The sequence below is a fragment of the Gryllotalpicola ginsengisoli DSM 22003 genome, from assembly GCF_000419445.1.
Classification (GTDB): Bacteria; Actinomycetota; Actinomycetes; order Actinomycetales; family Microbacteriaceae; genus Gryllotalpicola; species Gryllotalpicola ginsengisoli.
The window spans coordinates 308,180-331,899 of sequence record NZ_AULK01000003.1 but is presented as its reverse complement, the minus strand read 5'-3'; the positions used below and the strand labels follow the sequence as shown (position 1 = coordinate 331,899).

Annotated in this window: 20 protein-coding genes; 12 read left to right on the top strand and 8 right to left on the bottom strand. The window is 71.9% G+C overall.

The window, feature by feature from the left end:
- The first annotated feature begins 83 nt into the window (after nt 1-83).
- Both H563_RS15755 and H563_RS0108280 read left to right on the top strand, forming a co-directional pair.
- A complete protein-coding gene (locus tag H563_RS15755; RefSeq protein ID WP_022882140.1) occupies nt 84-1,349 on the top strand; it encodes an NAD(P)-binding domain-containing protein in 1,266 nt (421 codons plus the stop codon).
- Entirely contained in the window at nt 1,336-2,610 is a 1,275-nt protein-coding gene (locus H563_RS0108280) for an ATP-binding protein (RefSeq protein ID WP_162138936.1), read from the top strand. Before H563_RS15755 ends, H563_RS0108280 begins: the two co-directional genes overlap by 14 nt.
- Here the strand turns inward: H563_RS0108280 and H563_RS15750 are convergent.
- The gene (locus tag H563_RS15750; RefSeq protein WP_022882138.1) at nt 2,600-3,505 is read right to left on the bottom strand and encodes a glycosyltransferase family 2 protein; all 906 of its coding nucleotides are present in this window, start codon (nt 3,503-3,505) and stop codon (nt 2,600-2,602) included. The two genes, H563_RS0108280 and H563_RS15750, sit on opposite strands and share 11 nt — an antisense overlap.
- A 161-nt stretch (nt 3,506-3,666) precedes the next feature.
- Between H563_RS15750 and H563_RS17375 the strand changes: the two genes are divergently transcribed.
- From H563_RS17375 to H563_RS0108260, 3 genes are read left to right on the top strand one after another with little or no spacing between them, the layout of a single operon-like run.
- Nucleotides 3,667-5,013, top strand: coding sequence for an ABC transporter ATP-binding protein (locus tag H563_RS17375; protein WP_081416206.1), 1,347 nt, complete (start codon nt 3,667-3,669; stop codon nt 5,011-5,013).
- Between the two features lie 3 nt (nt 5,014-5,016).
- On the top strand, nt 5,017-5,835 hold the full coding sequence (locus H563_RS15740) for an ABC transporter permease (protein WP_022882136.1): 819 nt from the start codon (nt 5,017-5,019) through the stop codon (nt 5,833-5,835).
- Nucleotides 5,836-5,848: 13 nt separating this feature from the next.
- Nucleotides 5,849-6,946, top strand: coding sequence for an acyltransferase family protein (locus H563_RS0108260; protein WP_022882135.1), 1,098 nt, complete (start codon nt 5,849-5,851; stop codon nt 6,944-6,946).
- A gap of 4 nt (nt 6,947-6,950) precedes the next feature.
- Here H563_RS0108260 and H563_RS17370 read toward each other — a convergent pair whose 3' ends face one another.
- Together H563_RS17370 and H563_RS0108250 are read right to left on the bottom strand one after the other, a co-directional pair.
- Entirely contained in the window at nt 6,951-7,946 is a 996-nt protein-coding gene (locus tag H563_RS17370; protein ID WP_022882134.1) for a glycosyltransferase family 2 protein, read from the bottom strand.
- A gap of 9 nt (nt 7,947-7,955) precedes the next feature.
- Nucleotides 7,956-8,984 (bottom strand): glycosyltransferase family 2 protein, encoded by a 1,029-nt coding sequence (locus H563_RS0108250; protein WP_022882133.1) that lies wholly within the window; start codon nt 8,982-8,984, stop codon nt 7,956-7,958.
- Nucleotides 8,985-9,185: 201 nt separating this feature from the next.
- On the opposite strand from H563_RS0108250, the gene H563_RS0108245 reads away from it, so the two are divergent.
- From H563_RS0108245 to H563_RS15730, 4 genes are read left to right on the top strand one after another with little or no spacing between them, the layout of a single operon-like run.
- The gene (locus H563_RS0108245) at nt 9,186-10,388 is read left to right on the top strand and encodes a glycosyltransferase family 4 protein (RefSeq protein ID WP_281169779.1); all 1,203 of its coding nucleotides are present in this window, start codon (nt 9,186-9,188) and stop codon (nt 10,386-10,388) included.
- 3 nt (nt 10,389-10,391) lie between these two features.
- Nucleotides 10,392-11,519 (top strand): glycosyltransferase WbsX family protein, encoded by a 1,128-nt coding sequence (locus H563_RS0108240; RefSeq protein ID WP_211212376.1) that lies wholly within the window; start codon nt 10,392-10,394, stop codon nt 11,517-11,519.
- On the top strand, nt 11,516-12,583 hold the full coding sequence (locus tag H563_RS0108235) for a glycosyltransferase family 4 protein (RefSeq protein ID WP_022882130.1): 1,068 nt from the start codon (nt 11,516-11,518) through the stop codon (nt 12,581-12,583). Before H563_RS0108240 ends, H563_RS0108235 begins: the two co-directional genes overlap by 4 nt.
- Nucleotides 12,580-13,587: a glycosyltransferase family 2 protein gene (locus H563_RS15730; protein WP_022882129.1), complete on the top strand. Its 1,008-nt coding sequence runs from the start codon at nt 12,580-12,582 to the stop codon at nt 13,585-13,587. Before H563_RS0108235 ends, H563_RS15730 begins: the two co-directional genes overlap by 4 nt.
- Here the strand turns inward: H563_RS15730 and H563_RS0108225 are convergent.
- The 5 genes from H563_RS0108225 to H563_RS0108205 form a co-directional block, all read right to left on the bottom strand.
- Entirely contained in the window at nt 13,553-14,401 is an 849-nt protein-coding gene (locus H563_RS0108225) for a phosphatase PAP2 family protein (protein ID WP_022882128.1), read from the bottom strand. The genes H563_RS15730 and H563_RS0108225 overlap by 35 nt on opposite strands.
- Nucleotides 14,362-15,588, bottom strand: coding sequence for a polysaccharide pyruvyl transferase family protein (locus H563_RS0108220; RefSeq protein ID WP_022882127.1), 1,227 nt, complete (start codon nt 15,586-15,588; stop codon nt 14,362-14,364). Before H563_RS0108220 ends, H563_RS0108225 begins: the two co-directional genes overlap by 40 nt.
- Nucleotides 15,581-16,804 (bottom strand): glycosyltransferase family 4 protein, encoded by a 1,224-nt coding sequence (locus H563_RS0108215; protein WP_162138935.1) that lies wholly within the window; start codon nt 16,802-16,804, stop codon nt 15,581-15,583. The genes H563_RS0108220 and H563_RS0108215 overlap by 8 nt, the downstream gene beginning before the upstream one ends.
- A 167-nt stretch (nt 16,805-16,971) precedes the next feature.
- Nucleotides 16,972-17,922, bottom strand: a complete 951-nt coding sequence (locus H563_RS17365) for a DegT/DnrJ/EryC1/StrS family aminotransferase (RefSeq protein ID WP_022882125.1) — start codon at nt 17,920-17,922, stop codon at nt 16,972-16,974.
- 89 nt (nt 17,923-18,011) lie between these two features.
- Nucleotides 18,012-20,144 carry an acyl-CoA dehydrogenase family protein gene (locus H563_RS0108205; protein WP_022882124.1) on the bottom strand — a complete coding sequence of 711 codons (2,133 nt, stop codon included), beginning with the start codon at nt 20,142-20,144 and terminating at the stop codon, nt 18,012-18,014.
- A gap of 275 nt (nt 20,145-20,419) precedes the next feature.
- Between H563_RS0108205 and H563_RS0108200 the strand changes: the two genes are divergently transcribed.
- From H563_RS0108200 to H563_RS0108190, 3 genes are all read left to right on the top strand, one after another.
- Entirely contained in the window at nt 20,420-21,463 is a 1,044-nt protein-coding gene (locus H563_RS0108200; RefSeq protein WP_022882123.1) for a glycosyltransferase family A protein, read from the top strand.
- Nucleotides 21,464-21,542: 79 nt separating this feature from the next.
- Nucleotides 21,543-22,523 carry a glycosyltransferase family 2 protein gene (locus H563_RS17360; protein WP_022882122.1) on the top strand — a complete coding sequence of 327 codons (981 nt, stop codon included), beginning with the start codon at nt 21,543-21,545 and terminating at the stop codon, nt 22,521-22,523.
- 4 nt (nt 22,524-22,527) lie between these two features.
- Nucleotides 22,528-23,718, top strand: a complete 1,191-nt coding sequence (locus tag H563_RS0108190; protein ID WP_022882121.1) for an acyltransferase family protein — start codon at nt 22,528-22,530, stop codon at nt 23,716-23,718.
- Nucleotides 23,719-23,720: the final 2 nt, after the last annotated feature.

Below are 23,720 nucleotides of genomic sequence, written 5' to 3'. Positions count from 1 at the left end.
CCTCGTGGCGGTGAGCGCTCCTCATCTACCATGACTGCGTGTCGGCGACTCGGATGCTCCCGGCAGCGAAAGAGAGGCCCGTCATGGATGTGGACGTCGCGGTGGTCGGAGCGGGCCCGTACGGCCTCTCGGTCGCCGCACACCTTCGTCATCGCGGCATCGACACCGCGGTGATCGGGCTGCCGCTCGACACGTGGAAGAACCACATGCCGGCCGGCATGCTGCTGAAGTCCGACGGGTTCTCCTCCAGCCTCGACGCGCCCGTCCCCGGCTGGCGGCTCGGCGACTGGGCGGCGCGGAACGGGGTGCCCTACCACGACACCCGAGACCGCGTGGTGCTCGAGCGGTTCGGCGACTACGGGGACGACTTCCAGCGGGCCCTCGTGCCCGGCGTCGACGAGCGCCTCGTCACGTCGCTGCGCCGGGTCGACGGCGGATTCGCGGTGCGCGTGGCCGGCGACCCCGAGTTCACGGCGAAACGGGTCGTGACCGCCGTCGGCATCACCCACTTCGCGCGCCTGCCCCGGTCTTTGCAAGGACTCGGCGAACGGATACGCCACGCCAGCGCGCTCCGCACCTTCGACCGCTTCGCCGGCCAGCGGGTCGCGGTGATAGGCGGCGGCTCGTCCGCGACGGAAGTCGCCTTCGAACTCGTCAACGCCGGGGCCGCCGAGGTGCGTCTGATCACCCGGCACACGAGCCTCCAGTTCTGGGATCCGCCGACGGACGACGAGCCGACGTGGATCGAAGAGCTCAAGAACCCGCTGAGCGGGCTCGGCCGCGGGTGGCGACTCAAGGCCTGCGCCGACTTCGCCGACGCGTTCCGGCTGCTGCCGGTCGACCGCCGTCTCGGCCTGCTCGCCCGGTTCTTCACCGGCTCCGGCTACTGGCTGCGTGACACGGTGGAGCGGGGCGCAGACATCATGCTCGACACGACCCTGCTGGGGGCGAAGGAGAGCGACGACGAGGTGATCCTCGAGCTCGAGCACGGCGGAGAGCGCTCCACGCTCACGGTGGATCACGTGATCGCCGCCACCGGCTACGAAGCCGACCTCGACCGCCTGGAGTTCCTCGACCCCGGCATCCGGGCCACCGCCAAGCGGGTCGGCTCGATGCCGGCGCTCTCGCCCGGGTTCCAGTCCTCCATCCCCGGCCTGTACTTCGTCGGCCCCATCGCGGCAGGAAGCTTCGGGCCGCTGATGCGGTTCATGGTCGGCGCCGAGTTCGCGGCCCCACGGGTCGCCCGCCGCATCGACGCCCGCGCCCGCCGTCGCTCAACTGTGCCCGCGCCGCCCGTGCAGCCCGTGCCGACGCCGCTCGCAGACCCGGCCGGAAGTGTCGTCAAGTAGCGGCGGCGCGCGCCCGCGCGTGCTGCTCGTCTCCGCATACCGCTGGCTGCACACCGTCCGCGCGGCGCTCGCCGCACGGGAGGCGGGTTTCGACGTCGCCCTGCTCGCCCCGGTCGGCCACCCCGTCGGCACGTTGAGCTGGGTCGAGACGGTCGGCTCCTATTCCGCGCTGCGGCCCGCCCGCGAGGTCGCCCGCGTGGTGAGCGAGGAACGGTTCGACCTCGTCGTCCCCGTGGACGACCTCGCCCGCGCCGCCGCCTTCGACGCCTACGCCCACCCGGCGCTGAGCGCCGAGGGCGCCGACACGCTGCGCCGTTCCCTCGGCGCGCCCGGCACGTTCCCGCAGCGGGGGAACCGGTACGCCGTGGCCCAGGTGGCGGAGGCGAACGGCGTGCCGACGCCGTCGACGCGGCCGGTTGCCGACGACGGCGAGCTGGATGCCGCGCTGGCCGAGCTCGGGCTGCCGGTCGTGCTCAAGGCCGACGGCCTGATGGGCGGCGAGGGTGTGCGCTTCGCGCGCGGCTCGGGCGAAGCGCACACGGCGCTGCGAACTCTGCGGCGGCAGCCCCGGCTGCGGAACGTGGTGGGCGGATTCGTCAGGGACGACAACCCCAACTACCTGCGCCCGTTCCTGCGCCGGCCGCCGCGGCACGTCGTGGTGCAGCCGCTCGTGGCCGGCATCGAGGCCACGATGACCGCGGCCGCGTGGCAGGGCGAACTGCTCGGCGCGGTCGCCCTCCAGGTCGTCTCAGCCGCCTACCCCGGCGGGCCGGCCGCCGTCGTGAGCACCCTCGAGCACCCCGGGATGCTCGACAGCGCCCGCCGACTCATCGCCGCGCTGGGGATCAGCGGATTCTGCGGGCTCGACTTCTTCCTGCTGCCGAACGGCGAGCCGACGCTGCTCGAGCTCAACTCCCGGGCGACCCACACCTCGCACCTGGCCGCCGAGAGCACGGGCCCGCTGTGGGGCCTGCTCGCCGAGCGCATCACGGGGCTCGCGGCCACGCCGGCGCCGCGCACGTTCGCGACGGGGCAGCCGATCGCCCTGTTCCCGCAGGAGCGGCTGCGCGACCCCGGCAGCACGTATGTCGGGACGGAGCGCGAGGACGTCCCGGTTCAGGCATCCGAGGTCGTCGACCTGATCATCGAGTGGTCCGCCCGGCCGATCCCGTCGCTGCTCGGCCGCGCTCAGCGGCGCCTGGCTGCGCGCCGCCCCCCGCGGCCGCCTGGGCCCGCCGGCGCCGCGGCCGTCACGACCTGATCCCGTCGCGGCGCAGCCGCAGGATCGCGGGCAGATCCCGCAGGTCCGAGGCGACCCCGCGCAGGTGGCGCAGCGACCAGTCCCGCACGACGGTCGCCGAGCAGCGCGCGCGCTCGGCGGCGTCGGCCTCCGACTCCCCCACCGCCCGCAGGAACTCGACGGTCATCCAGCTGACCGGCGCGAACCAGCCGCGCTGGCCCTCGTGCTTGTACCAGCTCATCTCGGCGAGCTTGGTCGCCCCGTACTGGGCCGGGTGGCGGCGCAGCTCGAGCAGCTGGTCCTCCAGCTGAAGCATTCGCCCCTCGATCAGGATTCGCGTGAGCATGCGCATCTCGGATCCGTACGCCGCGACGAATCCACCGCTGCGCTGCACCACCTCGGTGCGGAACACCCCGAACTGCAGCTGACCGGCGAGCTTTCGGTACATCGCGCCGATGCGCTCGTGCGCCGTCGGGGCGTCCGCGCCGATGCGCGAGTCCTGCCGCTCCTCGATCTGCCGGCCGTCCTGGTCGATCACCACGACGCGGGTGTGCGCGCCGACGACGCCGGGGCCGGCGTCGTCCAGCAGCGCCAGGCAGGCGCTCAGGTAGCCGGGGCGCAGCACGTCGTCGTAGAACGCCCACTTGAACAGCGGCGCCCGCGCCTGGCTGAGCACGAAGTTGGTGTTCCACACGCCGCCGCGGTTCACCTCCTGGCGGATGTAGCGCACCCGCGGGTCGCGGCGCCGGCGCTCGCGGACGAGCTCCTGGGTGCCGTCCGTCGACGCGTTGTCCGAGACGACGACGTCGAGGCCGTCGATGTCCTGCGCGAGCACGGAGTCGAGGGCGCAGCCGAGATAGCGCTCGCCGTTGTAGACGGGGATGCCGATGGTGAGTCGGGGCGTCGAGGCCGGCATTGCCCTCCGAGGTGGGTAGTGAGCGATCGTCAGGATTGCGAACAGAATACGGAGGGACGCGGGCCGCCGGTCAGTCCCCGGAAGGGGGCCGTGTGCCATGGCCCTCAGATTGGTGAGTATCCGTCGCCTTTGGCCGATGTTAGCGTGAGCCCACATCGTGAATGCGAGCAATTCTCATCCGCGGTGGGTATGCCCGCACGGCTCCCTCGCCGAGCCCTGGGCCCCCGAGCCCGACCCCCGAGCACGACCCGACCATCGCCGACATCCCCAACCTGAAGGTCCCTGTGACGTCATCAGATATCGCCATCCGAGCCGAGCGTCTCGGCAAGACCTATCGCCTCGGCAAGAGCCAGCCGCGCCCCTCGACTCTCGCCGAGGCGGTGCTGCAACGGCTTCGCGGCCGTAACGCGCCGACGACGAGCGCCAAGTTCAACGCGCTCGACGACATCAACTTCGAGGTGCCCCAAGGCCAGGCCCTCGGCATCATCGGTCGCAACGGGGCGGGCAAGTCGACGCTCCTCAAGGTGCTCACCCGCGTCACCGCGCCGAGCCGCGGGCGCGTCGAGTTCCGCGGCCGCATGGGCAGCCTGCTCGAGGTCGGCACCGGGTTCCACCCCGAGCTGACCGGGCGGGAGAACATCTACCTCAACGGGGCCCTGCTGGGCATGACCCGGGCAGAGGTGAACCGGCAGTTCGACGCCATCGTCGACTTCTCCGGCATGGAGCGGTTCCTCGACACCCCCGTGAAGCGGTTCTCGTCGGGCATGTACGTGCGGCTCGCCTTCTCGGTCGCAGCCCATCTCGAGACCGAGATCCTCGCCATCGACGAGGTGCTCGCGGTCGGAGACGCGGAATTCCAGCGCAAGTCGCTCGACAAGATGCGGGATGCCGCGAAGCAGGGGCGGACGGTTCTCTACGTCAGCCACATGCTGCAGACGGTGAAGACGCTGTGCACCTCCGCCATCGTCCTGGAGCGCGGCCAGCTGGTCCACGAGGGCTCGGTCGACTCGGCCCTGCAGGCGTACTCGTCGAGCTTCGAGCGCTACGCCGCCGACCAGGCGGACCCGGCCAACCGCCAGGGCGCGGGCGGGATCCGGTTCACGCGGGTCTGGATGAACGAGGATCACATCGCCTCTGGCGACACCTTCGACATCCACTTCGAGCTCCCTGCTCTGCAGCATCCGCTGCCCGTGCCCGACTACTGGGTCTCCGCGCACATCGTGGACGACGACGGCGTCATCATCGCTCAGTGCGACTCGCGCCTCAACGGCATCACCTTCGACAGCGGTACGCACGTCGTCGGCAGCGTGGCGGTCAGGAACCTGTGGCTCAAGCCGGGCTCGTACACCGTCGACCTGTTCGTGTGCCAATGGGGCCCGATCCACGACATCTGGGACGCCGCGTGCCGCTTCGACGTTCTTCCGGATCTCAAGTACGCCGCGACCGCCACAGACGACGCATTGGCCAACGGCTTGGTGCTCGCCGACTTCCAATACGAGGTGAACTGACCGATGGAGACCTTCGTCATCGAGCCACCGCGCCGACTCAACCTGCCGCGGTGGGCGATCCTGTGGCGCGCCCGCGATGTCGTGACGCGGCTCGCGCAGCGCGACATCATCGTCCGCTACCGCCAGACGGTGCTCGGCGCGGCCTGGGTGATCATCCAGCCGGTCATGTCGGCCGGGGTGTTCTCGCTCGTGTTCGGCACCGTCGCGCACCTCTCCAGCGACGGGCTGCCGTACTTCCTGTTCTCCCTCGCGGGCACGCTCGCGTGGAACCTGTTCAACAACACCCTCACCCGCGCCTCCGGCTCGCTGCTGCAAAACCAGGCACTCGTGTCGAAGGTGTTCTTCCCCCGCATCCTCGTGCCGATATCAACCGCTGCGAGCACCCTGCTGGACTTCGGCGTGGGCCTCGGCGTCGCGATCATCCTGCTCTTCGTGTACGGAGTGAACCCGGGCTGGCCCGTGCTGCTGCTTCCCGTGTGGAGCGCTCTCATCGCCGTCATCGCCATCGGCGTCGGCCTCGTCACCGCGGCCATGACCGTCAAGTATCGCGATGTCGGATACGTCCTGCCGTGGGCCACCCAGATCCTGCTCTACGCGAGCCCGGTCGCGTACACCATCTCATCGGTGCCCAGCGGTCTGCGCTGGGTCTTCGAGGCGAATCCGATCACCTGGTTCCTCGAGGCGTTCCGCTGGTCGCTCGTCGGTACCGAGGCACCGCCGCTGTGGCAGATCGGGGGCCTCGTCGTCTTCGCGTTCGGCGTGCTGTTCGTCGGCGTGGTCTATTTCCAGAGCCACGAGCGCGAGTTCGCGGACGTGATCTGAGCCGAGGCCGACGATGCGCTACCGACCGGAACTCGACGGGCTGCGCGCGGTCGCCGTGCTGGCGGTGATCGCCTATCACAGCGGTCTGCCGCTCGCCGCGGGCGGCTGGATGGGGGTCGACGTCTTCTTCGTGCTCTCGGGGTACCTCATCACGTCCCTTCTGCTCGCCGAGCACGATCGCACGGGCGGGGTCTCCCTGCAGCGCTTCTATGCGCGACGGATGCTGCGGCTCTACCCCGCGCTGATGCTGCTGTGCCTCGGCGGGGCGGCATTCTGGTGGGTGCTCTCGCCGGACGGCAGCTTCGCCGGCTACGCGTGGAGCGCGCTTGCGGCACTGCTCTATGTCGGCGATTTCGTGATCGGATTCCGCGGCTCGGTGCTCGGGGGACTCGGGCACACCTGGAGCCTTGCGGTCGAGGAACAGTTCTACCTGTTGTGGCCCGTCGCGCTGCTGGTGATGCTGCGCGCCCACGCGCGCGTGCTGCGCTGGACCGTTCTCCTGACCGCGGTCTGCTTCGCCACGCTCGCGGTCAGCTCGTTCTTCCTCGGGCCCGACCACGACGTGGACTACGCCTACTTCCTGCCGTGGTCGCGCTTCGCGACGATCCTGCTCGGCTGCACGGTGGCGCTCCTGCTGCATCGCGGGGTGCGGGTCCGGTTCCTGGAGCGGGGCGCGACGGCGTGGGCGGCGGTCGGAGTCGCCATCGGGGTGACCGTCGTTGCGGGATACCTCTACAAGCAGCCGAACTTCGCGTGGGAGGCACCCCTCGTCGCGCTCGCCGCGGCTGCGCTGGTCTGGAACCTCACGACGACCGCGCGCTCCGTGCTGAAGACCGCACTCGGCGTGCCGCCCCTGACCTGGCTCGGGCGCCGCTCGTACGGGGTGTACCTGTATCACTTCCCGATCGTGCTGATCGTCGGCGAGAACGCCGCGGCGTGGCATCTGAATCGCACGGAGTACGCGGCGATCGTGTTGTTCGGCTCGGTCATCATCGCCGCCACCTCGTACCGGTTCGTCGAGCGTCCCCTCCTTCGGCTCAAGGCGAGCATCGGTCGGCCGCGGCCGGTCGCCCCCGCGGTGCCGCCGGTGGGAGTCGCCTCCGCCGAGTGAGCGCTCAGGCGCCGCGGCCGGACCCGCGTCGCAGGCGGCCCACGACTGCACGGGTCGCGTCCCAGATGCCGCCCGGCACCATGGCGGCGAGCCGATCGCGCCGCTCGGGCAGCACCGCGCGGGCGAGTACTAGCGCCTCGCGGTACGCACCCGGGTTCCGGGCGCGGCGGGCCGCGTCGAGCGTCCACCGCAGGGTGAAGCGGTAGTCGGCCCGGTAGGCGCGCAGCGGGCGGTGCGACGGCTCCGGCATCCGTGACTCGGCCCAGAACGCGGCGATCGCGCGCAGGGTGTCGACGCCGTTGCGCGGGCCGCCGGTGAGGGTGTTCGTCGCGGGGTGGTTGCGGAACAGCACGAGGCGTTCCCGCAGCACGCTCCACTCCGTGAACCGCGCCACGTTGACGTACATCGTCCAGTCCTCGGCGCAGCGCAATCCGCTCGGGAATCCGCCCGCCGCCTCAAGCACACGACGCCGCACGGCCGCGCCCGACTGCGAGCCGCGCAGCTTCTCGAGCAGCAGGTCGAAGCTCCGGCCGTGGATCTCGAGGTAGTCGAAGCGGCGCCGCGACACCGCGGTGGGCAGTGCCGCGAGGCATTCGTCGTAGCTCGCGGCCGCGAAGTCGGCGTCGGGATCGCCGTGCCCGCCGAACACCCAGTACCACGCGTTCAGCGCGCCCTCCGTCGGATGCGCCGACGCGAAGTCGCGTACCCGGCTCAGGTAGTCGGGGTGCAGCAGGTCGTCGTCGTCGAGGAAGCTCACCCAGTCGGTGTCGAGGGCGGCGACGCCCGCGTTGCGCGCCGCGGCGACGCCGCCGTGCGGCACCACGAGCACCTCGACGCCGGTGCCGGCCAGCACCGCTTCGACCTCGTCCTGCGGGCCGTCGCACACGACGACGATCCGGTCGAAGGGAACGGTCTGTCGCCGGGCGCTCCGCACCGCCTCGCGCACATAGGCGGCGCGCCGATAGGTCGGTATCACGAGCCCGAAGGTCTCCGGCGGCATGGCCGGCCCCTACGGTGTCGCCACGCCGCGGCGGCGATCGATCGCCCGTGCGCGGATCGCCGCGGGCCAGCCCATCAGGAATCCGGCGAGTTCCGCGGCCACCCGGCTGGCCACGGTGAGCGGCGCAGTGACGCGCCGGCGCAGCGAGGGAGTCCGGCCCGCGGCATCCGCCCGCGCCGCGACGATGCGCGCGATCTCACCGACGTAGGCGCGCTGCGCGCGCAGCGTCGAGGCGGTGTACCGACGCAGCAGCGGCGAACCGAGCCCGTAGACGCGCGCGAGCAGCATGACGTGGTTGCGCCGCGCGTAGTAGATGTAGCGACGGTCGAAGCGCTGCCCGCCGATGCGGTACGGCGCGCCGACGTGGTGCACGAGCGCGGCGGGCGCATAGACGAGGCGGTGGCCGCGCGCGCGCAGCCGCAGCGAGATGTCGGATTCCTCGCGCAGGCAGGTGCCGGGGTAATTGCCGCGGATGCCGCCGATCTCGGCGAGCGCGGCGCGACGGAACGACATGTTGGCGCCGAGCAGGTGGTCGACGGGGATGCTGCGGCCGGGGTCGGCGGCGAAGTTTCCCGTCAGCTCGCCGTCGGGCAGCAGCCGGCCGATGCGGTCGACGCCGTGCACCTCCTCCCCCGGCGTTCCGTTGATCGCCCGCCCGCCGACGGCGGCCACGGCCGGGTCCGCGTAGGGCTTCACGAGCTCGTCGCGCCACTGCGGGTACACGAACGAGTCGTCGTCGATGAACGCGACGACGTCGCCGGTCGCCCGCGCGAAGCCGAGCTGACGCGCTTCGGGCATGGTGCCCTTCGGCAGGCCGCTGCGCACGTACTCGACCTCGGGGAACCGCTCGGCCACGAGTTGCTCTGAGGCGGTGTCGCCGGCCGGCGCCGAATCGACCACGACCACCTGCTCGACGGGCGTGGTGAGCGAGCGCAGGTGCGTCAGGCACGTCTCGACGTAGTCCGGTCGCCGATACGTGATCACGACGACCGTGACCGTGAGCTGCCCGGTGGGGGCCTGGGTTTGGTCAGCACTCATCAAACTGAGAAACTTTCAGTTGGGCGGATGCCTCGAGACTAACCGCGCCGCCGGAGCCGTCGCCTCCCCGTATCCGGGGGATGCCCGCCGTCGGCCCCGGCGGCGTACGGTCATACCACCCCTCCGCACCGAAAGGCCGCCCCCATCCGCCCGACCCGCGTCCTTCTGATCGACCACGCCGCCGGCCTCGCGGGCGGCGAGGTGGCGATGGCGAGGCTGCTCTCCGCCCTCGACGGGAGCCGCTATGAGCCGCGCGTCCTTCTGCTGGCCGACGGCCCGCTCGCGGCCCGATTGCGCGGGGACGGGGTGCGGACGGCCGTGCTCCCCGCCCCGGAGCAGCTGACGGGGGTGGGCCGCGCCGAGGTCGTGACCGCGCGTGGCCTGGCCTCCACCGCCGCCAGGTCGGCGGCGCAACTGCCCCGGCTCGTGGCCGCGATCCGCGGCTCGGGCGCCGAGCTCGTCGTCGCGAACTCGCTGAAATCGGCCGTGCTGACCGCGGTCGCAGCCCCGCTCGCCGGGCGCCCGTGGGTCTGGCACCTGCACGACCGCATCGCGCCGGACTATCTGCCGGGCTCCGCGGTGCGCGCCCTGCGCGCCCTCGCCCGGCTGCCGCGGCACGTCGTCGTGAACTCCCGGGCGACACGTGCGACTCTCCCGGGGCTGCCCGAGGCGCACGTCACCGTGGCGTACCCCGGGCTCGACGTCGCGGGCCCGGTCACGCCGCGCCGTCCGGCTCGGGCGCCCGCCTTCGGCCTGATCGGACGCATCGCGCCGACCAAGGGACAGCTCGAGTTCCTGCGCGCGGCGGCCCGCCTCGCCGGCGATCGGCCCGATGTCGCGTTCCGCGTGATCGGCGACGCGATGTTCAACGATGCGGACTTCGCGGCGCTGGTGCGCGCCCTGCCCCGCGAGCTCGGCATCGCCGATCGGGTGACGTTCACCGGCTGGATCGACGACCCCGCGGACGAGCTCGCGAGCCTGACGGCCCTCGTGCACGCCTCGCCCGTGCCTGAACCGTTCGGGCAGGTCATCGTCGAGGCGATGCTGGCCGGCACTCCGGTCATCGGCACCGACGCCGGCGGCGTGCCCGAGATCCTCGATCCGGATGCCGTCGGGGCCGTCCTCGCGCCCGGGGTCACGCGGGCGCCGCTCGGTCTGCTCGTCGCCCCGGCGGACCCGGTCGCGCTCGCGAGCGCGATGCGCTGGGTCGCCGAGCACCCCGGCGAGGCGGCGGGGCTCGCGGCGGCGGCGCGCGCGAGCGCCGTCGAGCGCTTCGACGTGCGCCTCGGCGCCCGCTCGGTGGAGCGCGCCTGGGGCGCTGCGTTGCGGCATCCGATCTCGGCGGGAACGCCGGGCACCCCAGGAAAGGGGGAAGATCCGCGCGCGACACCCTTCCATACTTGAGATGTGCTCACTTCACGATCGACCTCGCCGGGTCGCACCGAGCTGCAGACCGCGGCACCGACCATGAACGCACGCGCCATCGCGTTCTACCTGCCGCAGTTCCACCCGATCCCCGAGAACAGCGCGTGGTGGGGGCCGGGCTTCACGGAGTGGACGAACGCCGCCAAGGCGCGCCCGCTGTACCGGGGACACCAGCAGCCGCACCTTCCCGCCGACCTCGGCTTCTACGACCTGCGCCTGCCCGAGGCGCGCGTCGCTCAGGCCGAGTTGGCGCAGGCGTACGGAGTCGAAGCGTTCTGCTACTGGCACTACTGGTTCGGCCGTGGCCAGCGAATCCTCGAGCGGCCGTTCACCGAGGTGCTGAACAGCGCCGAGCCCGGCATCTCGTTCTGCCTGGGCTGGGCGAACCAAAGCTGGACCGGCATTTGGCACGCCGCCGCCGACCGTGTGCTGCGCGAGCAGACCTACCCGGGCCCGGAGGATGATCAGGCGCACTTCGACGCTGTGCTGCCGGCTTTCGAGGACCCCCGCTACCTGAGGGTGAACGGCCGGCCCGTCTTCTACGTCTTCCGCCCCGAGGAGCTGCCCGACGCGCGCGCCTTCGTCGACCGCTGGCAGGCGATGGCACGTCGCGCCGGCCTCGGCGGCCTCTGTCTGGTCGCCGAGGTCAGCGACCTGCTCGGTCGCGGGCCGCGCTACGACCGGATCGCCGACGACGGCTTCGACGCCGGCGTCTACGTGCGCCTGCCCGCCCGCCGCAGTCGTGCCGACGTGCTGCGGATGCGGCTGCGCCGGAAGCTCGGCGGCCCCGAGGTCTACCCCTACTCGACCGACGCCGTCCTGTGGGACCGCGTCCGCGCGGACCCGCGGCTGCAGCCGAGCGTGTACCCGAACTGGGACAACACGCCTCGCAGCGGCGCCCGCGGGGTCGTCCTCGACGGGTCGAGCCCCGCGGGCTTCGCCCAGAACCTCGGTCACGCGATCGACGCGCTCGGCGACCGCCCCGCGCAGGAGCGCCTGCTGTGGATCAAGTCGTGGAACGAGTGGGCGGAGGGCAACTACCTCGAGCCCGACCTCGAGCACGGCCGGGCCTGGCTCGAGACACTGCGCGAGGGGCTGGTCGCCCGATGACGGCGCCCACCGTGCCGCTGAGGATCGCGATGATCTCGTACTACCTTCCCAGCGGCAGCAAGATCGGCGTCGGCTATCAGGTGCACGAACTCGCGACGGAGCTCACCCGCCGTGGCCACCACGTCGACGTGTTCAGCGAGTGCCCGCCGGTGCCCGGTGCGAGCTACGGGCACGTGCAGGTGCACACGGGACCGCGCTGGCGCACCTTCCGTTTCGCGACCGCGCTGCGCCGCATCGACTTCAGCGGCTACGACGTGCTGCACGCCCACGGCGACGACTACTGGCTCTGGCGTCGGCGCGTGCCGCGGCACATCCGCACCATCCACGGCTCCTGCTTCGAGGAGGCCCTGCGCATCCGCGGCACGGGCGAGAAGCTGCGCATGCTGCTGCTCGGGTTCAGCGAGGTGCTGGCGAGTCTGGTCGCCGACGCGACCGTCGTGGTCTCGCCGCGCACCAGGCACTGGACGCCGTGGGTGCGGCACGTGATCCCGAACGGGGTCGACACGCGGCGCTTCCGCCGCGACGACGCGGCGGTCGCCGCGGAGCCGACGGTCCTGTTCGTCGGCACCTGGCACAACCGCAAGCGCGGCGCCGAGCTCGCGCGCGCGTTCCAGCGGGACGTGCTGCCGGCCGTGCCCAACGCGACGCTCGAGATGGTGTGCCGGGACGCCCCGCGCGACCCCGGCCCGGGCATCCGCGTGCTCGGGCGCGTCGACGACGACGAGCTCGCGGCCGCCTACCAGCGGGCGTGGGCGTTCTGCCTGCCGTCGGAGTACGAGGGCTTCGGCATCCCGTACGCCGAGGCCATGGCGTCGGGCGTTCCTGTCGTCGCGACGCCCAACGTCGGCGCGCGGTACGTGACCGACGACGGCCGCGCGGGCGTGCTCGCCCCGCTGGAGGAGATCGGCGCGAAGCTGCGCGAGCTGCTGACGGATGCCTCGTGGCGGGAGCGCCTTCGAGTCGCCGGCTCCGCACGGGCCGCCGCGTTCGACCTCGCCCACGTCGCCGACGCGTACGAGAAGCTCTATCGCGGCCGTCCGCGGCGGAGCGGAGCGGCGGCGTGAGCCTGGCGCAGCGCGTGCCCGCGCCGGCACTCGGCGCCGCTCGCCGAGTCAAACACCTCGTGCAGCCGCTTTACGAGAGCGCCCGGCTGCAGGCATCCGCCGATCAGAAGGCCCTGCGCGCTCGCGTCCACGCCGCGATGGAGCTGCCCCGCCTGCCGCGTCGCGCCCGCGTGCGGGGCTCGGTGTGGGCGGTCACGATGGTGAAGAACGAGGCCGACATCATCGGAACCACTCTCGATCACCTGCTGAGCCAGGGCGTCGACGGCATCATCGTCGCCGACAACGGCTCGACCGACGCGACCCCGGACATCGTCGCCGGATTCGCCGCGACCGGCCGGGTGCACCTGGCGCGCGACCGGGAGTTCTCATATCTGCAGAGCCAGAAGATGTCACTGCTGGCCGACACGGCGAGGTCGGCGGGCGCCGACTGGATCGTGCCGTTCGACGCCGACGAGCTCTGGTTCGCGCCCGGCGCCTGCCTCGCCGAGGGTCTGCGCGCGACCGACTCGCCCAAGGCGGGTGCCCGGATGTACTGCCTGTTCCCCGGCACCGACTCGCAGCTCGGCGACGGAAGCTGGCGCATCGACCGACTGCGCTACCCGTACTGGCTCGACAAGGTCGCGTTCCGCTCGCATCCGATGGCGTCGCTCAAGCAAGGCAACCACACGGTGCTGCGGCCCGGCGAGCAGACACCGGCACTCGGTCTCATCCACATTCCTTGGCGGTCGTTCGAGCAGTTCCGCACCAAGGTGCGCCAGGGCGCCGCCGCCCGCCGAGCCACGATCGGCGGCAGCGAGCTCGGCGGCCTGCACTGGCTGAGCCTCGACAAGCTGTCGGACGCTGAACTGCGCCACGAGTGGGGCCGGCTGCTCGGCGGGGTCGGGCACGAGGATCTGGGCTGGATGCCCCGCGGTGAGCTCGTGCCGTGCGAGCCGCTGGGCTGGAAGACGTGGGACCCGGAGGGGCTGCTCACGCCCGTGGGGGTCGACGAGAGCCCGGCCTGAGCCCGAGTGCGAGCAGCAATGGTGCCAGCACCAGAAGCTCGGCGCCGGCGATCCCGGCCCACCAGGTGCCGGCCGGCCAGCCGAGGGTGCGCCAGACGAGCAGCACCAGCAGGCCGACGGTCGCGGTCCAGGGCGCAAGCGTCAGCGTCCGCCGTGAGCCGACGACCTTCCTGCCCGTCGTCGCCGCGGCGACCGCCGCGACGGTCGCCGCCAGCAGCGTCGCGCCGATGACATCGCTCTGGCGGTGGGCATGCGTGGCGACCTGCGCCCATCCCGAGACCAGTCCCGTCACCGCGAGCGACACGGTCCTCGCGCGCGCCGGCAGCGAGCCGGGCAGCAGCCAGTTCGCCGCGACGAGCAGCGACACGGTCGCCGCCATGTGGTCGCTCGGGAAGGTGTTCCAGGGGTAGCCGGCGACCTCGTATGCGGGCCGTGGAAGCAGCCCCTTGGCGGCGGTGCTGAGGGCGGCGGTGACGACCACCATGAGCACTGCGGTCACCGCCACGCGCACGCGCCGCTGCCACAGGGCGACGACGACGAGGACGGCCACGTATGCGATCAGGCCCACCAGCAGCAGCTCGCGCACCATGTTCAGCACCCGGTCCGCCCGAACGCCGAGTTCGCGGATCTCGCCGAGGGTGTCCGCGTCGAAGACCTGCCCTGCCGGGGTCAGCACCAGGAAGGCGTAGGCCGCGACGAGTGACCCGGCGCTGATGGCCGCCACCCGCCATGCGGCGGTCCGGTCGTCCGCCGGCTCGAGCCGCGCGGCCGACGTCACCCCGCGGGTGCGGTCTGCGCCGACGCCCGCGACCACTGCCGCCCTCGAACGCCGCGCTTGAGCAGCAGGTGCACGCGGTCCAACTCGGCGTCGGCGACGCCGACGAGTCCCGTCACGCGCTCGGCCAGTCGCGCGGTCGCCTCTCGATCGGCGATGAGCTCGTCGAAGCTGTGCAGCACCGCGGCGGGGTCGAAGGTCGCGAGGTGGTACGTGTGGCCGGGCAGTCCGACCCGCTCGGCCAGCGCGACGATCTTCTGCGCATAGGCGAGCCCGATCAACGGCCGCCGCGCCAGCGCTGCGGCGATGAGGTTGTGGTACCGCGCGGCGATGATCGCGTCGCAGCGCGCCATCGATTCGGAGACCTGCACGACCGTCCGTGCGGCATCCGTGGGGATGTCATCGGTACGGACGCCTCGTGCGGTGAGCTCCCGCCGGAGCTCCTCGACGACGGCGTGGTCGCCGGCGTCGCCCGTGTAGAACCGCAGCGGCCGGCCGCGATCGCGCAGCCCCTGCACGAGGTCCGCCATCGCCCTGATGTAGCGCTGCCGTGCCGCCTGCCGCTCCTCGGCGCCCGCATACTGGTTCGCCCCGAAGTAGTTCATCACGCCGACCCCGACGCCCGAGGTCTTCGCGGCAACCGCCGTCGGGCCGGCCGCGAAGAACGCGTCGACCGTCGTCGGGTCGGTCGCCGTCGCGGCGCCGACCCTGATGGCCTCGGCGGTCGAGCCGGGGTCGCGGAACGAGCGGTAGCTCGCCAGCCGGCCTCCCCAGGTGAGGAAGCGCTGGGCCCAGCGGTTCGGCTGCCGGCTCACGCCGACCGAGAGCAGCAGAAACGGCTTGCCCAGCACGAAGCACAGCACCGACAGCACCATCACGAGATACGGCATGCCGAGGGCGCCCACGTTGAGATCCCCCTCGAGCAGCCCGGTGCCCACGACCGTCACGCTGTCGGCCCACAGCACCGCCCGCAGGTATCGCAGCGCGTCGGCGCCGCGCCCCAGCAGTTTCCCCGCCGGCCCGCCGAGTGTGCGACGGTAGATCGGCCAGCCGCCGATGCCGAACTGGCTCTCGACGACGCGAGGGTCGCGGGCGAGCACCCGGAACTCCCACCCCGGCAGCCGCGTCCGCAGGCCGGCGTGGACGACCTCGAGCGTCCCGTCGTTGCCGTAGTTGCCGCATCCGAATTCGCCCACCAGGAGCGCCCGCCCCGCCGCCTCAGCCATTGTCGTCGACCCTTTCCGGTTCCGTCGCCGAAACGGGCAGCCCCGCCAGCGCGCGCGCGGTGCGCTCCCAGGTGTATCCACGTGCCCGGTGCACGGATGCCGCGCTGAGCTCGCGCCACCGCTCGGCGTCCTCGGCGAGTTCGGCGATCAGGCGACCCATCGTCGCGGGGTCGCCGCCCGGCGCGACGAGGCCGACCTCGCCCACCGCCTCGACGAGCCCCGGCGCGTCCGAGCAGACCACCGGCGTTCCGGAGGCCATGCCCTCGAGCGCCACGAGCGGCAGGCCCTCGTTCCACTGCGACGGCAGGCACAGCGCGCCGGCGCGGGCGTATTCGGCGGGCAGCTCGTCGTGGGCGACCCAGCCCGCGAACTCGACGCGAACCCCGGCGTCCGCGGCTCGCGCGCGCAGCTCCAGTTCGCAGCGGCTCGGGGGCCCGCCGCCGTAACCTGACGATCCGACGAAGCGCACGACGGCGCGCTTGCGCACGGATGCCGGCAACTGCAGCGCCGCGTCGAGGACCAGATGCGCCCCCTTCTCCGGTGTGAGCTTGCCCACGAAGAGGATCACGAAGGGGTCGGGCTGCTCGCGCAGGCGGCCCGCGATGAACGCCTCGTCGACGCCGTTCCAGACCACCTCGAGGCGCGGGTCGTCGTGGCCGAGCCGCCTCACGACGTCGCGGCGCAGGTGGTCGGCGCAGAAGACGACGCGGTCTGCGCCTGCGAGAAGCCGCCCGAGTTCGCGCCGCCCGTAGCTGCGCGACAGCGGGTTGTGCACGTAGAGGATCAGCTCGGCGCCGCGGCGGCGCACCGGCGCCCAGCGCGGAAGCGAGGCGGAGGCGTAGTGGCCCTCGTAGAGCAGGACGGCGCCGGGCGCGGCATCCGTCAGCGCTTCGACCGCGACGTCGTAGGCGTGCCCGTAGTGCGGCCGCAGCAGCCCGAGGGCACCGGCCGCGACATCGGCGGCCAGCTCGCGCTTCGTGAACCACTGCCGCGGGCAGTCACGGGTGTAGTCGACGTAGACGTTGTCCGCGTTGGCGAGACCCACATCGCGGTTGTGGCTCAGCACGGCGAGCGAGCGCCCACCCGCCCGACCGTATGCACCGGAGACTTCGTCGGCGACGGTCATCAGCGTGCTCGACCGCACGCTCAGCGCCATCGGCACATGCGCCACCACGGGGAGCATGCGCGCCGGCGACGGCTGTGGGGTCAGGGTCATCGATCGCGGCCCTTGATGAGGAATCATCATTGTCCGATTCAGGCTATGCGGCGTCGTCGGCGAGGATCAGTCCCCGGATGGGGGACGGTCTCGTTGCCCCCACGTTCCCGTGGTGATAGATTCTCACTTATGCACCTGTGAGTAAGTCTGTGGAATTCTCGCCGGCGTCATGCTGCGCCCTTCGCCCGCTCGCGAAACGCGTTCACGACGGTCGCCGCATCCGCGCGTTCCAGTTCCAGGGTCATCACTCCGTCGTGCAGCCGGGTTGCGATCGGCACCCAGCCGCTCGCTCCGCGCGCAGTCGCCTCGCCCCACCCGGCGCGCACCGCGACTCCGAGCCGGCTCAGCCGGGCGACGAGCTCGTCACGATCGCGACTGCCGGCCAGCAGCTCTACGCCGAGCTGCCACGCGCTTCCTGCACCCAGGCTGCTGCGGGCGACGACCCGGACACCGGGAACCGGGGCGAGGCCGGCGCACAGCCGCTCCGCCGCCTCTCGGCGCACGCGTGTGGACTCGTGCAACGACCACAACCGGGCCAGCGCACCGACCAGGTCGCCCTGCATCGTGCGGACCGGAGTGCGCAGGTCTCTGGCCTCTGCGGCCAGCAGCTCGCGCTGCACGCTGAGAACGGCGCCGCCGCCGTGGTTCAAGGGCCCGATGTCGAGCGGCCATACCGCGATGTCGGCACGGGCGCCCACCGCATCCGCATGCCGGGTGCCCCCGATCGCGACACCGACGTGCTCGATCACCTGCACGCCCCGCGCGAGGCACGCGGCACGGATGCCGTCGACGTCGGCCGCGACGCCTCCGGTGTCGTCCACAATCACCGCTCGGGTGGCGGGTGTCAGCGCCAGCCGGACGGTGCGTGCCGTCGCAACCCCGAGGTCTGCGTCCACGTCGGCGGGCACGACGAAGGCTCCGACGTCGCGCACCGCCTGGCCGGCAGGGCGCGCGAACGGCGCCGACACCACGACATCGGCCCCCTCTTCGACGTGCGCGAGCCGCAGCGCCAGGCGCAGGGCCTCCGTCGTCGAACCGACGAGAACCGCATGCCTCACTCCGAACGCGCGCGCGAATTCGGCCTCGAACTCGGCGATGTCACGTGATTGCCACAGCATGATGAGATTTTCTCATCACTCGGGGTGCAATGCGTGCCCCCTCTTGTGGCGCCTTGCGGCGCCGAGGCCGTCGGCGCCGTCGCGGCGCTTCAGCCCCGCTGCTTGGCCTTCTTCTTCAGCGCCTTCTCCTCAACCGGCGCCTGCCCGGAAGCGCGCAGCTCGGCGTAGTACGCCCGCGCCTCCTCCTGCCGCGCCCCCTCGGCACCCGAGGCGATCGGGGCGCGCACGTGCTCCGGCGCGAAGCCGAACGCGGCGATCAGGTCGAGGGTGTGCGGGCGCAGACGCTCGAGCAGGCGATTGATGTACGCCGTCACAGCGGCGCCGCGGCGTCCCGTGATCCGGCCGTGGATCAGGTACCACGACAGGTGCTTCTCGAACAGGCCGAAGGTGAAGAGCGAGTGCACCCATCCGAGCACCTCTCGCGTGCCGGCATCCGTCACCGTGTCCAGCGCGGCGGTGAACGCCTCCCACTGCTGCAGCTCGCCCCAGGCCCGGGAGGCCTCGATCAACTCGTTCTGCTGGGTGTTGAACGCGGCGGCCTGCTCCGCGGCAGGCGCCCGGCGCACCTTGTTGAGCTCGGCGGCGATTCCGGCGACCATCGTCTCGACGCGGTCGGTGAGCAGGGCGCGCTGGGTCTCGTGGTCCTTGAGCGCCTCGATCGAGTGGCCGACGCCGGCGAGGTCGGCGAGGTTCTGCCCGACCCGGCGCAGACCGCCCTCGTTGTACGCCTTGCCGACGACCTGTCCGGCCGCGAACTTGGCGAGGTCGGCGGCGCTGGCGCCCTTGAACCGCTTGGCGTAGTCGGTCAGCAGCCGCTTGCCGACCAGCTGCAGCAGCACGTTGTTGTCGCCCTCGAAGGTGACGTAGATGTCGAGGTCGGCGCGCAGGCCGACGAGGCGGTTCTCGGCGAGGAATCCGCTGCCGCCGCACGCCTCGCGCGCCTCCTGCAGCGTGTCGAGCGCATGCCAGGTGGACAGCGGCTTCAGAGCGGCGGCGAGGGTCTCGAGGTCCTGCCGGTTCTCGTCGGTGTCGGCGCGGCCCGAGAACACGTCGTCGAACTTGCTCAGCAGCACGTCGTGGCTGAAGTACTGCGCATACGTCTGCGCGAGCCTGGGCAGCAGGCGGCGCTGGTGCCGCTGGTAGTCGAGGATCACCTGCTCCTCGTCGGGGTTGCCGGCGACGAACTGGCGGCGCTGCGAGGCGTAGGTCAGCGCGATGTACAGGCCGAGGGCGCTCGCGATGGTCGTCGATCCGTCCAGCGACACGCGGCCCTGTACCAGGGTGCCGAGCATCGTGAAGAAGCGGCGTCCCGGGCTGTCGATCGGGCTGGAATAGGTGCCGTCGGGGGACACGTCGCCGTAGCGGTTGAGCAGGTTCTCGCGCGGCACGCGGACGTGGTCGAAGTGCAGCCGGCCGTTGTCGACGCCGTTCAGGCCGCCCTTGTGGCCGTCGTCCTCGCCGCCGATCCCGGGCAGGAACTCGCCGGTCGCGGCATCGCGGATCGGTACGTAGAAGCAGTGCACGCCGTGGTTCACGCCCTTGGTGATGAGCTGCGCGAACACGGTCGCGGCCGTCGCATGCTTGGCCGCGTTGCCCAGGTAGTCCTTCCAGGCCGCGCGGAACGGGGTGTGGATGACGAACTCCTCGGTCTCCGGGTCGTAGGTCGCGGTCGTCGCGATGCTGGCGACGTCGGAGCCGTGGCCCGTCTCGGTCATCGCGAAGGCGCCGGGCACCTTCAGGCTGATCGCGTCGGGCAGGAACTTGTCGTGGTGCTTCTCGGTGCCGAGGTGCAGCACGGCGGCGGCGAAGAGGCCCCACTGCACGCCGCCCTTGATCTGCAGGCTGGGGTCGGCGGTGACCAGCTCCTCGAAGGCGGCGAGGTTGCCGCCGGCGTCCTCGTAGCCGCCCAACCGCTTGGGGAACGCCCGCAGCTGGAAGCCCCGCTCGGCCTGCACCTTCATCTGCTCCAGGGTGCGCTCGCGCTGCTCGTCGAGCGTGAGACCCTCCACCTTGTGGAACTGCGGGTCCTTCGCGACCTCGCGCGCCTCGAGCCGCACGTCCGGGTAGCTGCCGCGCAGCATCCGCTCGACCAGCGCGACGTCGAGCTTGGGGGCGGGCGCGGTGTCGACGGATGCGCCGGGCGCGGCGCCCTTCGTCGGCGAGCTGCTGGCACGCTCGTCGGCGCGCGCGGACTCGGAGGTGCGGGGGGCTGTGTCGACCATTGACTACCTGCTTCCGACTGATGCCGTGGCGGCGCTGCGACGCACCGCCGGGAGGGTATGTGGCGACGCTATGACGCGCGCCGCCGGTCGCGCATGTCGTCCGTGTGGTCTCTACAACGCGCGGCGGCACCGGCCGCGGTCGCGCTTGTCAAAACCGCACATCGCCGAGCCGGAGTCCGCCAGATCGGGCCCCGATCCGATCCCTCGACTTCCGGCAACTGAACGCCCCGAACAGGGGCTGTCAACGAATCCGCTGCGCGGTGACTATAGGGAGAATGTCCGAGCAGTCCTCACTTCTCCCGGTCGTCGACATCATCACGTCGACGAACCGTCACTCGTCATACTTGGCACCGGCCATGGCGACGGTGATCGCCCAGAGCAGGACGGACTGGCGGCACATCATCGTCGACAACGGCTCGCCGGAGCCGGCGGCGCTGGCGTCGGCGGTGCGTGCCGTCGCGGCCGCGGCCCCCGGTGACGCCGCCTCGCGGGTGACGCTGCACCGCAATGCTCGAACGGGTCAGCCTTCGGGTGTCGCCGACGGCCGCAATTTCGGCATCTCGCTCGGCTCGGCCGACTTCGTGGCGTTCCTCGACGACGACGACCTGTGGGAGCCCGACTATCTCGAGCAGCTCGTGGGCGCCCTCGAAGCGCGCCCCGACGCGGTCGCCGCGTACTGCGGCGGCCGGTACGTCAACTCCGCGGGCGTCGCCTTCGGCGGCTGGACGGCCGAGGAGGCGACGGCGGATCAGATGCTGCGCGGCATGCGCCCGACCCCGCGGATCGTGGCCCTCATCGTTCGCAGATCCGCCGGCGAGGCGGCGGGCTGGTTCGATCCGGCCTACGACATGGGCGAGGACAACGAGTTCATCTATCGCCTGATGCGCACGGGCGAATTCATCGCGGTGCCGGCGACCCTCGTGTCGTATCGGCGGCACGCCGGCAACACCACGGCTGCGCCCGGCGCCCGGAAGGCGATGCGCGAAGCCGGCGAGCGCTATCTGACCGAGCACATCCGCGCCGCCCGGGCGGCAGGCGACCACACTCTCGCGCACAAGCTTCGGCAGAACAGGCGCAGGGCGCGCCACGACGTCGCGACGGTCGAACTGCGAGCACTTCTGCACGCGCTGCATACGCGACGCGGGCTGGGCGAGGCGCTGCAGGGCGCGCGTTGGGTGTTCCGCCACTCGCCGGGCGCGTTCGTCGCCGCCTGCGCACGTCGCATGGTCACCGCCTTCGGTCTCGGGCGCAACAGCCACGTCAGGGACGGCTCGCTGACGGTGCTCACGCTCGCGAGCGCGGTACTGCTGCTCTCCTGACTCGCGCGCGGGCCCACGCCCAACTGTCACCCGATCGGGGAGAGTCGCGCTCGGCCGCGCCATGTCATGATGACGCCTAATGCCTGAGGAATTCTCAAACACAGCAACGGTCGACGTCGTCATCCCGACCAACCGGGCCGGGGAGTTCCTCGGGGCGGCGCTCCAGTCCGTGCTCGGCCAGACCCACCGCGACTGGCGCGTCACCGTCGTGGACAACAACTCGCCGGACCCGCAGGCGCTCGCCGCCGCGGTGCTCGGCGCGCTCGACACCGCAGCGGCATCCTCGGAAACGCGGTCACGGGTCACGATCTCGCGCGAGAGCACGCCCGGGGTGTCCGCCGCCCGCAATCACGGCATCGCCCGGGGCACCGCGGAGTACGTCGCCTTCCTCGACGACGACGACACCTGGCAGCCCGGCTACCTGAGCCATGCGCTCGCCGCGCTCACCGACTGCCCGTCGGCTGTCGGCGCCTACACCGCCGGCTGGATGGTGAACGAGGACGGCACGCCGATCATCGGCTGGCGGGCCGAAGCGGGGCTGCGCGATCGGATGCTGAGCGGCGAGGCGCCGCTGCCTCGCATCATGGCCCTGGTCGTACGTCGTGCCGTCGGAGACGCGGCCGGCTGGTTCGACGAGAGCTACACCGTCGCCGAAGACAACGAATTCATGATGCGGCTGCTGCTGCACGGGGAATTCGCCGCCGTTCCCACGCCGCTGGTCGCATATCGGCGGCACGGCAGCAACGTCACAGGCTCGAGCGGCGCCCGCGAGCGCATGCGCGACTCGACCGAACGCTACCTGGTCGAACGCCTGGCGGCGGCGCGCAGTTCGGGCGACACCGCCCTGTCCGGCCGACTCGCACAGAACCTGCGGGCGACCCGCCGCGAGGAGGCCAGGCGCGAGTTCCGCGAGACCGTGAACGCGCTCCTGCGCCGACACAGCCTGCGCGGCGCGCTGCGCAGCGCGGCATGGGGTCTCAGCCGTGCGCCGATCTCCTTCCTCGCCTCGGGAACGGCCGACCTGGCGCGGCGGCACCTCGGCGCGGCGCGAGGAGTGTGATCACGTGAACGATACGAGGTCGACCGGCAGCGCGCGGCTGCGCGCGCTCGACGGCCTGCGCGGGTGCCTGGCGCTCATCGTCGTCCTCAGCCACTCCATGACCACGGTCGATCCGCCGTCGACCTTCGCGCAGAATCCGCTGCTCTGGATCGTCACCTACACCCCGTTGCACCTGGCCTGGTCCGGTCAGTCGGCCGTCTACGTCTTCTTCGTGCTCAGCGGGTTCGTGCTGGTGTGGCCCGAGCGCGACCGGCCCACGCGCAACTGGCTCGCCTGGTACGCCCGGCGACTGACCCGGCTGTACTTCCCGATCTGGGCGGCCATGGTGTTCTCGTACCTGCTCTACCTCACCGTGCCGCGGCCCGTGACGAGCGGCACGAGCGCCTGGCTCGCGCTGCACTCCGGGCACTACACACCCCTGGACCTGCTGCACGACGCGATCCTGCTCGGCGGGGTGAGCCCGATCCTGAATACGGCGTTCTGGTCGCTGCAGTGGGAGGTGGCCTTCTCGCTCCTGCTTCCGCTCCTGGCCCTCGTGGCCCTGCGGGTGCGGCGCCGCGCGACGGCCCTGGCGCTCGCAGTCGTGTGCGTTGCGGCGAGCGCCGCCGGCCAGATCGGGGCCGTCGATGCCGTGCTGTCGCACTTCGACCTGTCGCTGGCGCTGACCTACCTGCCGATGTTCGGCATCGGCGCACTCATGGCGGCATCCGCCGACGACATCGAGCGCGCCGTCGGGTGGCTCTCGCGAGCCCCTCTGGCGGTCGGCGCGCTGTGGGCCTCCGCCCTCGCGGGCATGGTCTGGCACGATCTGCGCGAGCCGCAGTTGAGCACGGCCCCGGCCGTGGTCGCCGCCGCCCTGCTCGTCGCGCTGTTCGCCTTCAGCGCCTCCGGTCAACGCATCGGCATGTGGCGCCCCATCGGCTGGCTCGGCGAGCGGTCCTTCAGCATCTACCTGGTGCACGGACCCATCGTGGTGAGCCTGGCGTACCACCTGGCGCACGCCGTGCTGCCCTGGGCCATGCTCGTCACCGCGCTGCCGCTCGCGATCGTGGCCGGTCACTTCTTCTACCGCTTCGTCGAGCATCCGCTGCACGGCTTCTCGCGCCGCATCGGCGCCGCCGTCGCGTCGCTGCGCGTGCCGGAACCGTCCCCAGAACGCGATCGCCTCGCACCACCAACCCCTACGGAGAGCTAGCA

Excerpts from the sequence above, each read along its gene's own strand:
- H563_RS0108235 (WP_022882130.1), top strand. The coding sequence starts at position 11,516 with ATGACGGCGCCCACCGTGCCGCTGAGGATCGCGATGATCTCGTACTAC.
- H563_RS15750 (WP_022882138.1), bottom strand. The coding sequence starts at position 3,505 with ATGCCGGCCTCGACGCCCCGACTCACCATCGGCATCCCCGTCTACAAC.
- H563_RS0108215 (WP_162138935.1), bottom strand. The coding sequence starts at position 16,804 with ATGACCCTGACCCCACAGCCGTCGCCGGCGCGCATGCTCCCCGTGGTG.
- H563_RS0108200 (WP_022882123.1), top strand. The coding sequence starts at position 20,420 with ATGTCCGAGCAGTCCTCACTTCTCCCGGTCGTCGACATCATCACGTCG.
- H563_RS15740 (WP_022882136.1), top strand. The coding sequence starts at position 5,017 with ATGGAGACCTTCGTCATCGAGCCACCGCGCCGACTCAACCTGCCGCGG.
- H563_RS0108250 (WP_022882133.1), bottom strand. The coding sequence starts at position 8,984 with ATGAGTGCTGACCAAACCCAGGCCCCCACCGGGCAGCTCACGGTCACG.
- H563_RS17365 (WP_022882125.1), bottom strand. The coding sequence starts at position 17,922 with ATGCTGTGGCAATCACGTGACATCGCCGAGTTCGAGGCCGAATTCGCG.
- H563_RS0108220 (WP_022882127.1), bottom strand. The coding sequence starts at position 15,588 with ATGGCTGAGGCGGCGGGGCGGGCGCTCCTGGTGGGCGAATTCGGATGC.
- H563_RS17375 (WP_081416206.1), top strand. The coding sequence starts at position 3,667 with ATGCGAGCAATTCTCATCCGCGGTGGGTATGCCCGCACGGCTCCCTCG.
- H563_RS17370 (WP_022882134.1), bottom strand. The coding sequence starts at position 7,946 with ATGCCGCCGGAGACCTTCGGGCTCGTGATACCGACCTATCGGCGCGCC.
- H563_RS17360 (WP_022882122.1), top strand. The coding sequence starts at position 21,543 with ATGCCTGAGGAATTCTCAAACACAGCAACGGTCGACGTCGTCATCCCG.
- H563_RS0108205 (WP_022882124.1), bottom strand. The coding sequence starts at position 20,144 with ATGGTCGACACAGCCCCCCGCACCTCCGAGTCCGCGCGCGCCGACGAG.
- H563_RS0108260 (WP_022882135.1), top strand. The coding sequence starts at position 5,849 with ATGCGCTACCGACCGGAACTCGACGGGCTGCGCGCGGTCGCCGTGCTG.
- H563_RS15755 (WP_022882140.1), top strand. The coding sequence starts at position 84 with ATGGATGTGGACGTCGCGGTGGTCGGAGCGGGCCCGTACGGCCTCTCG.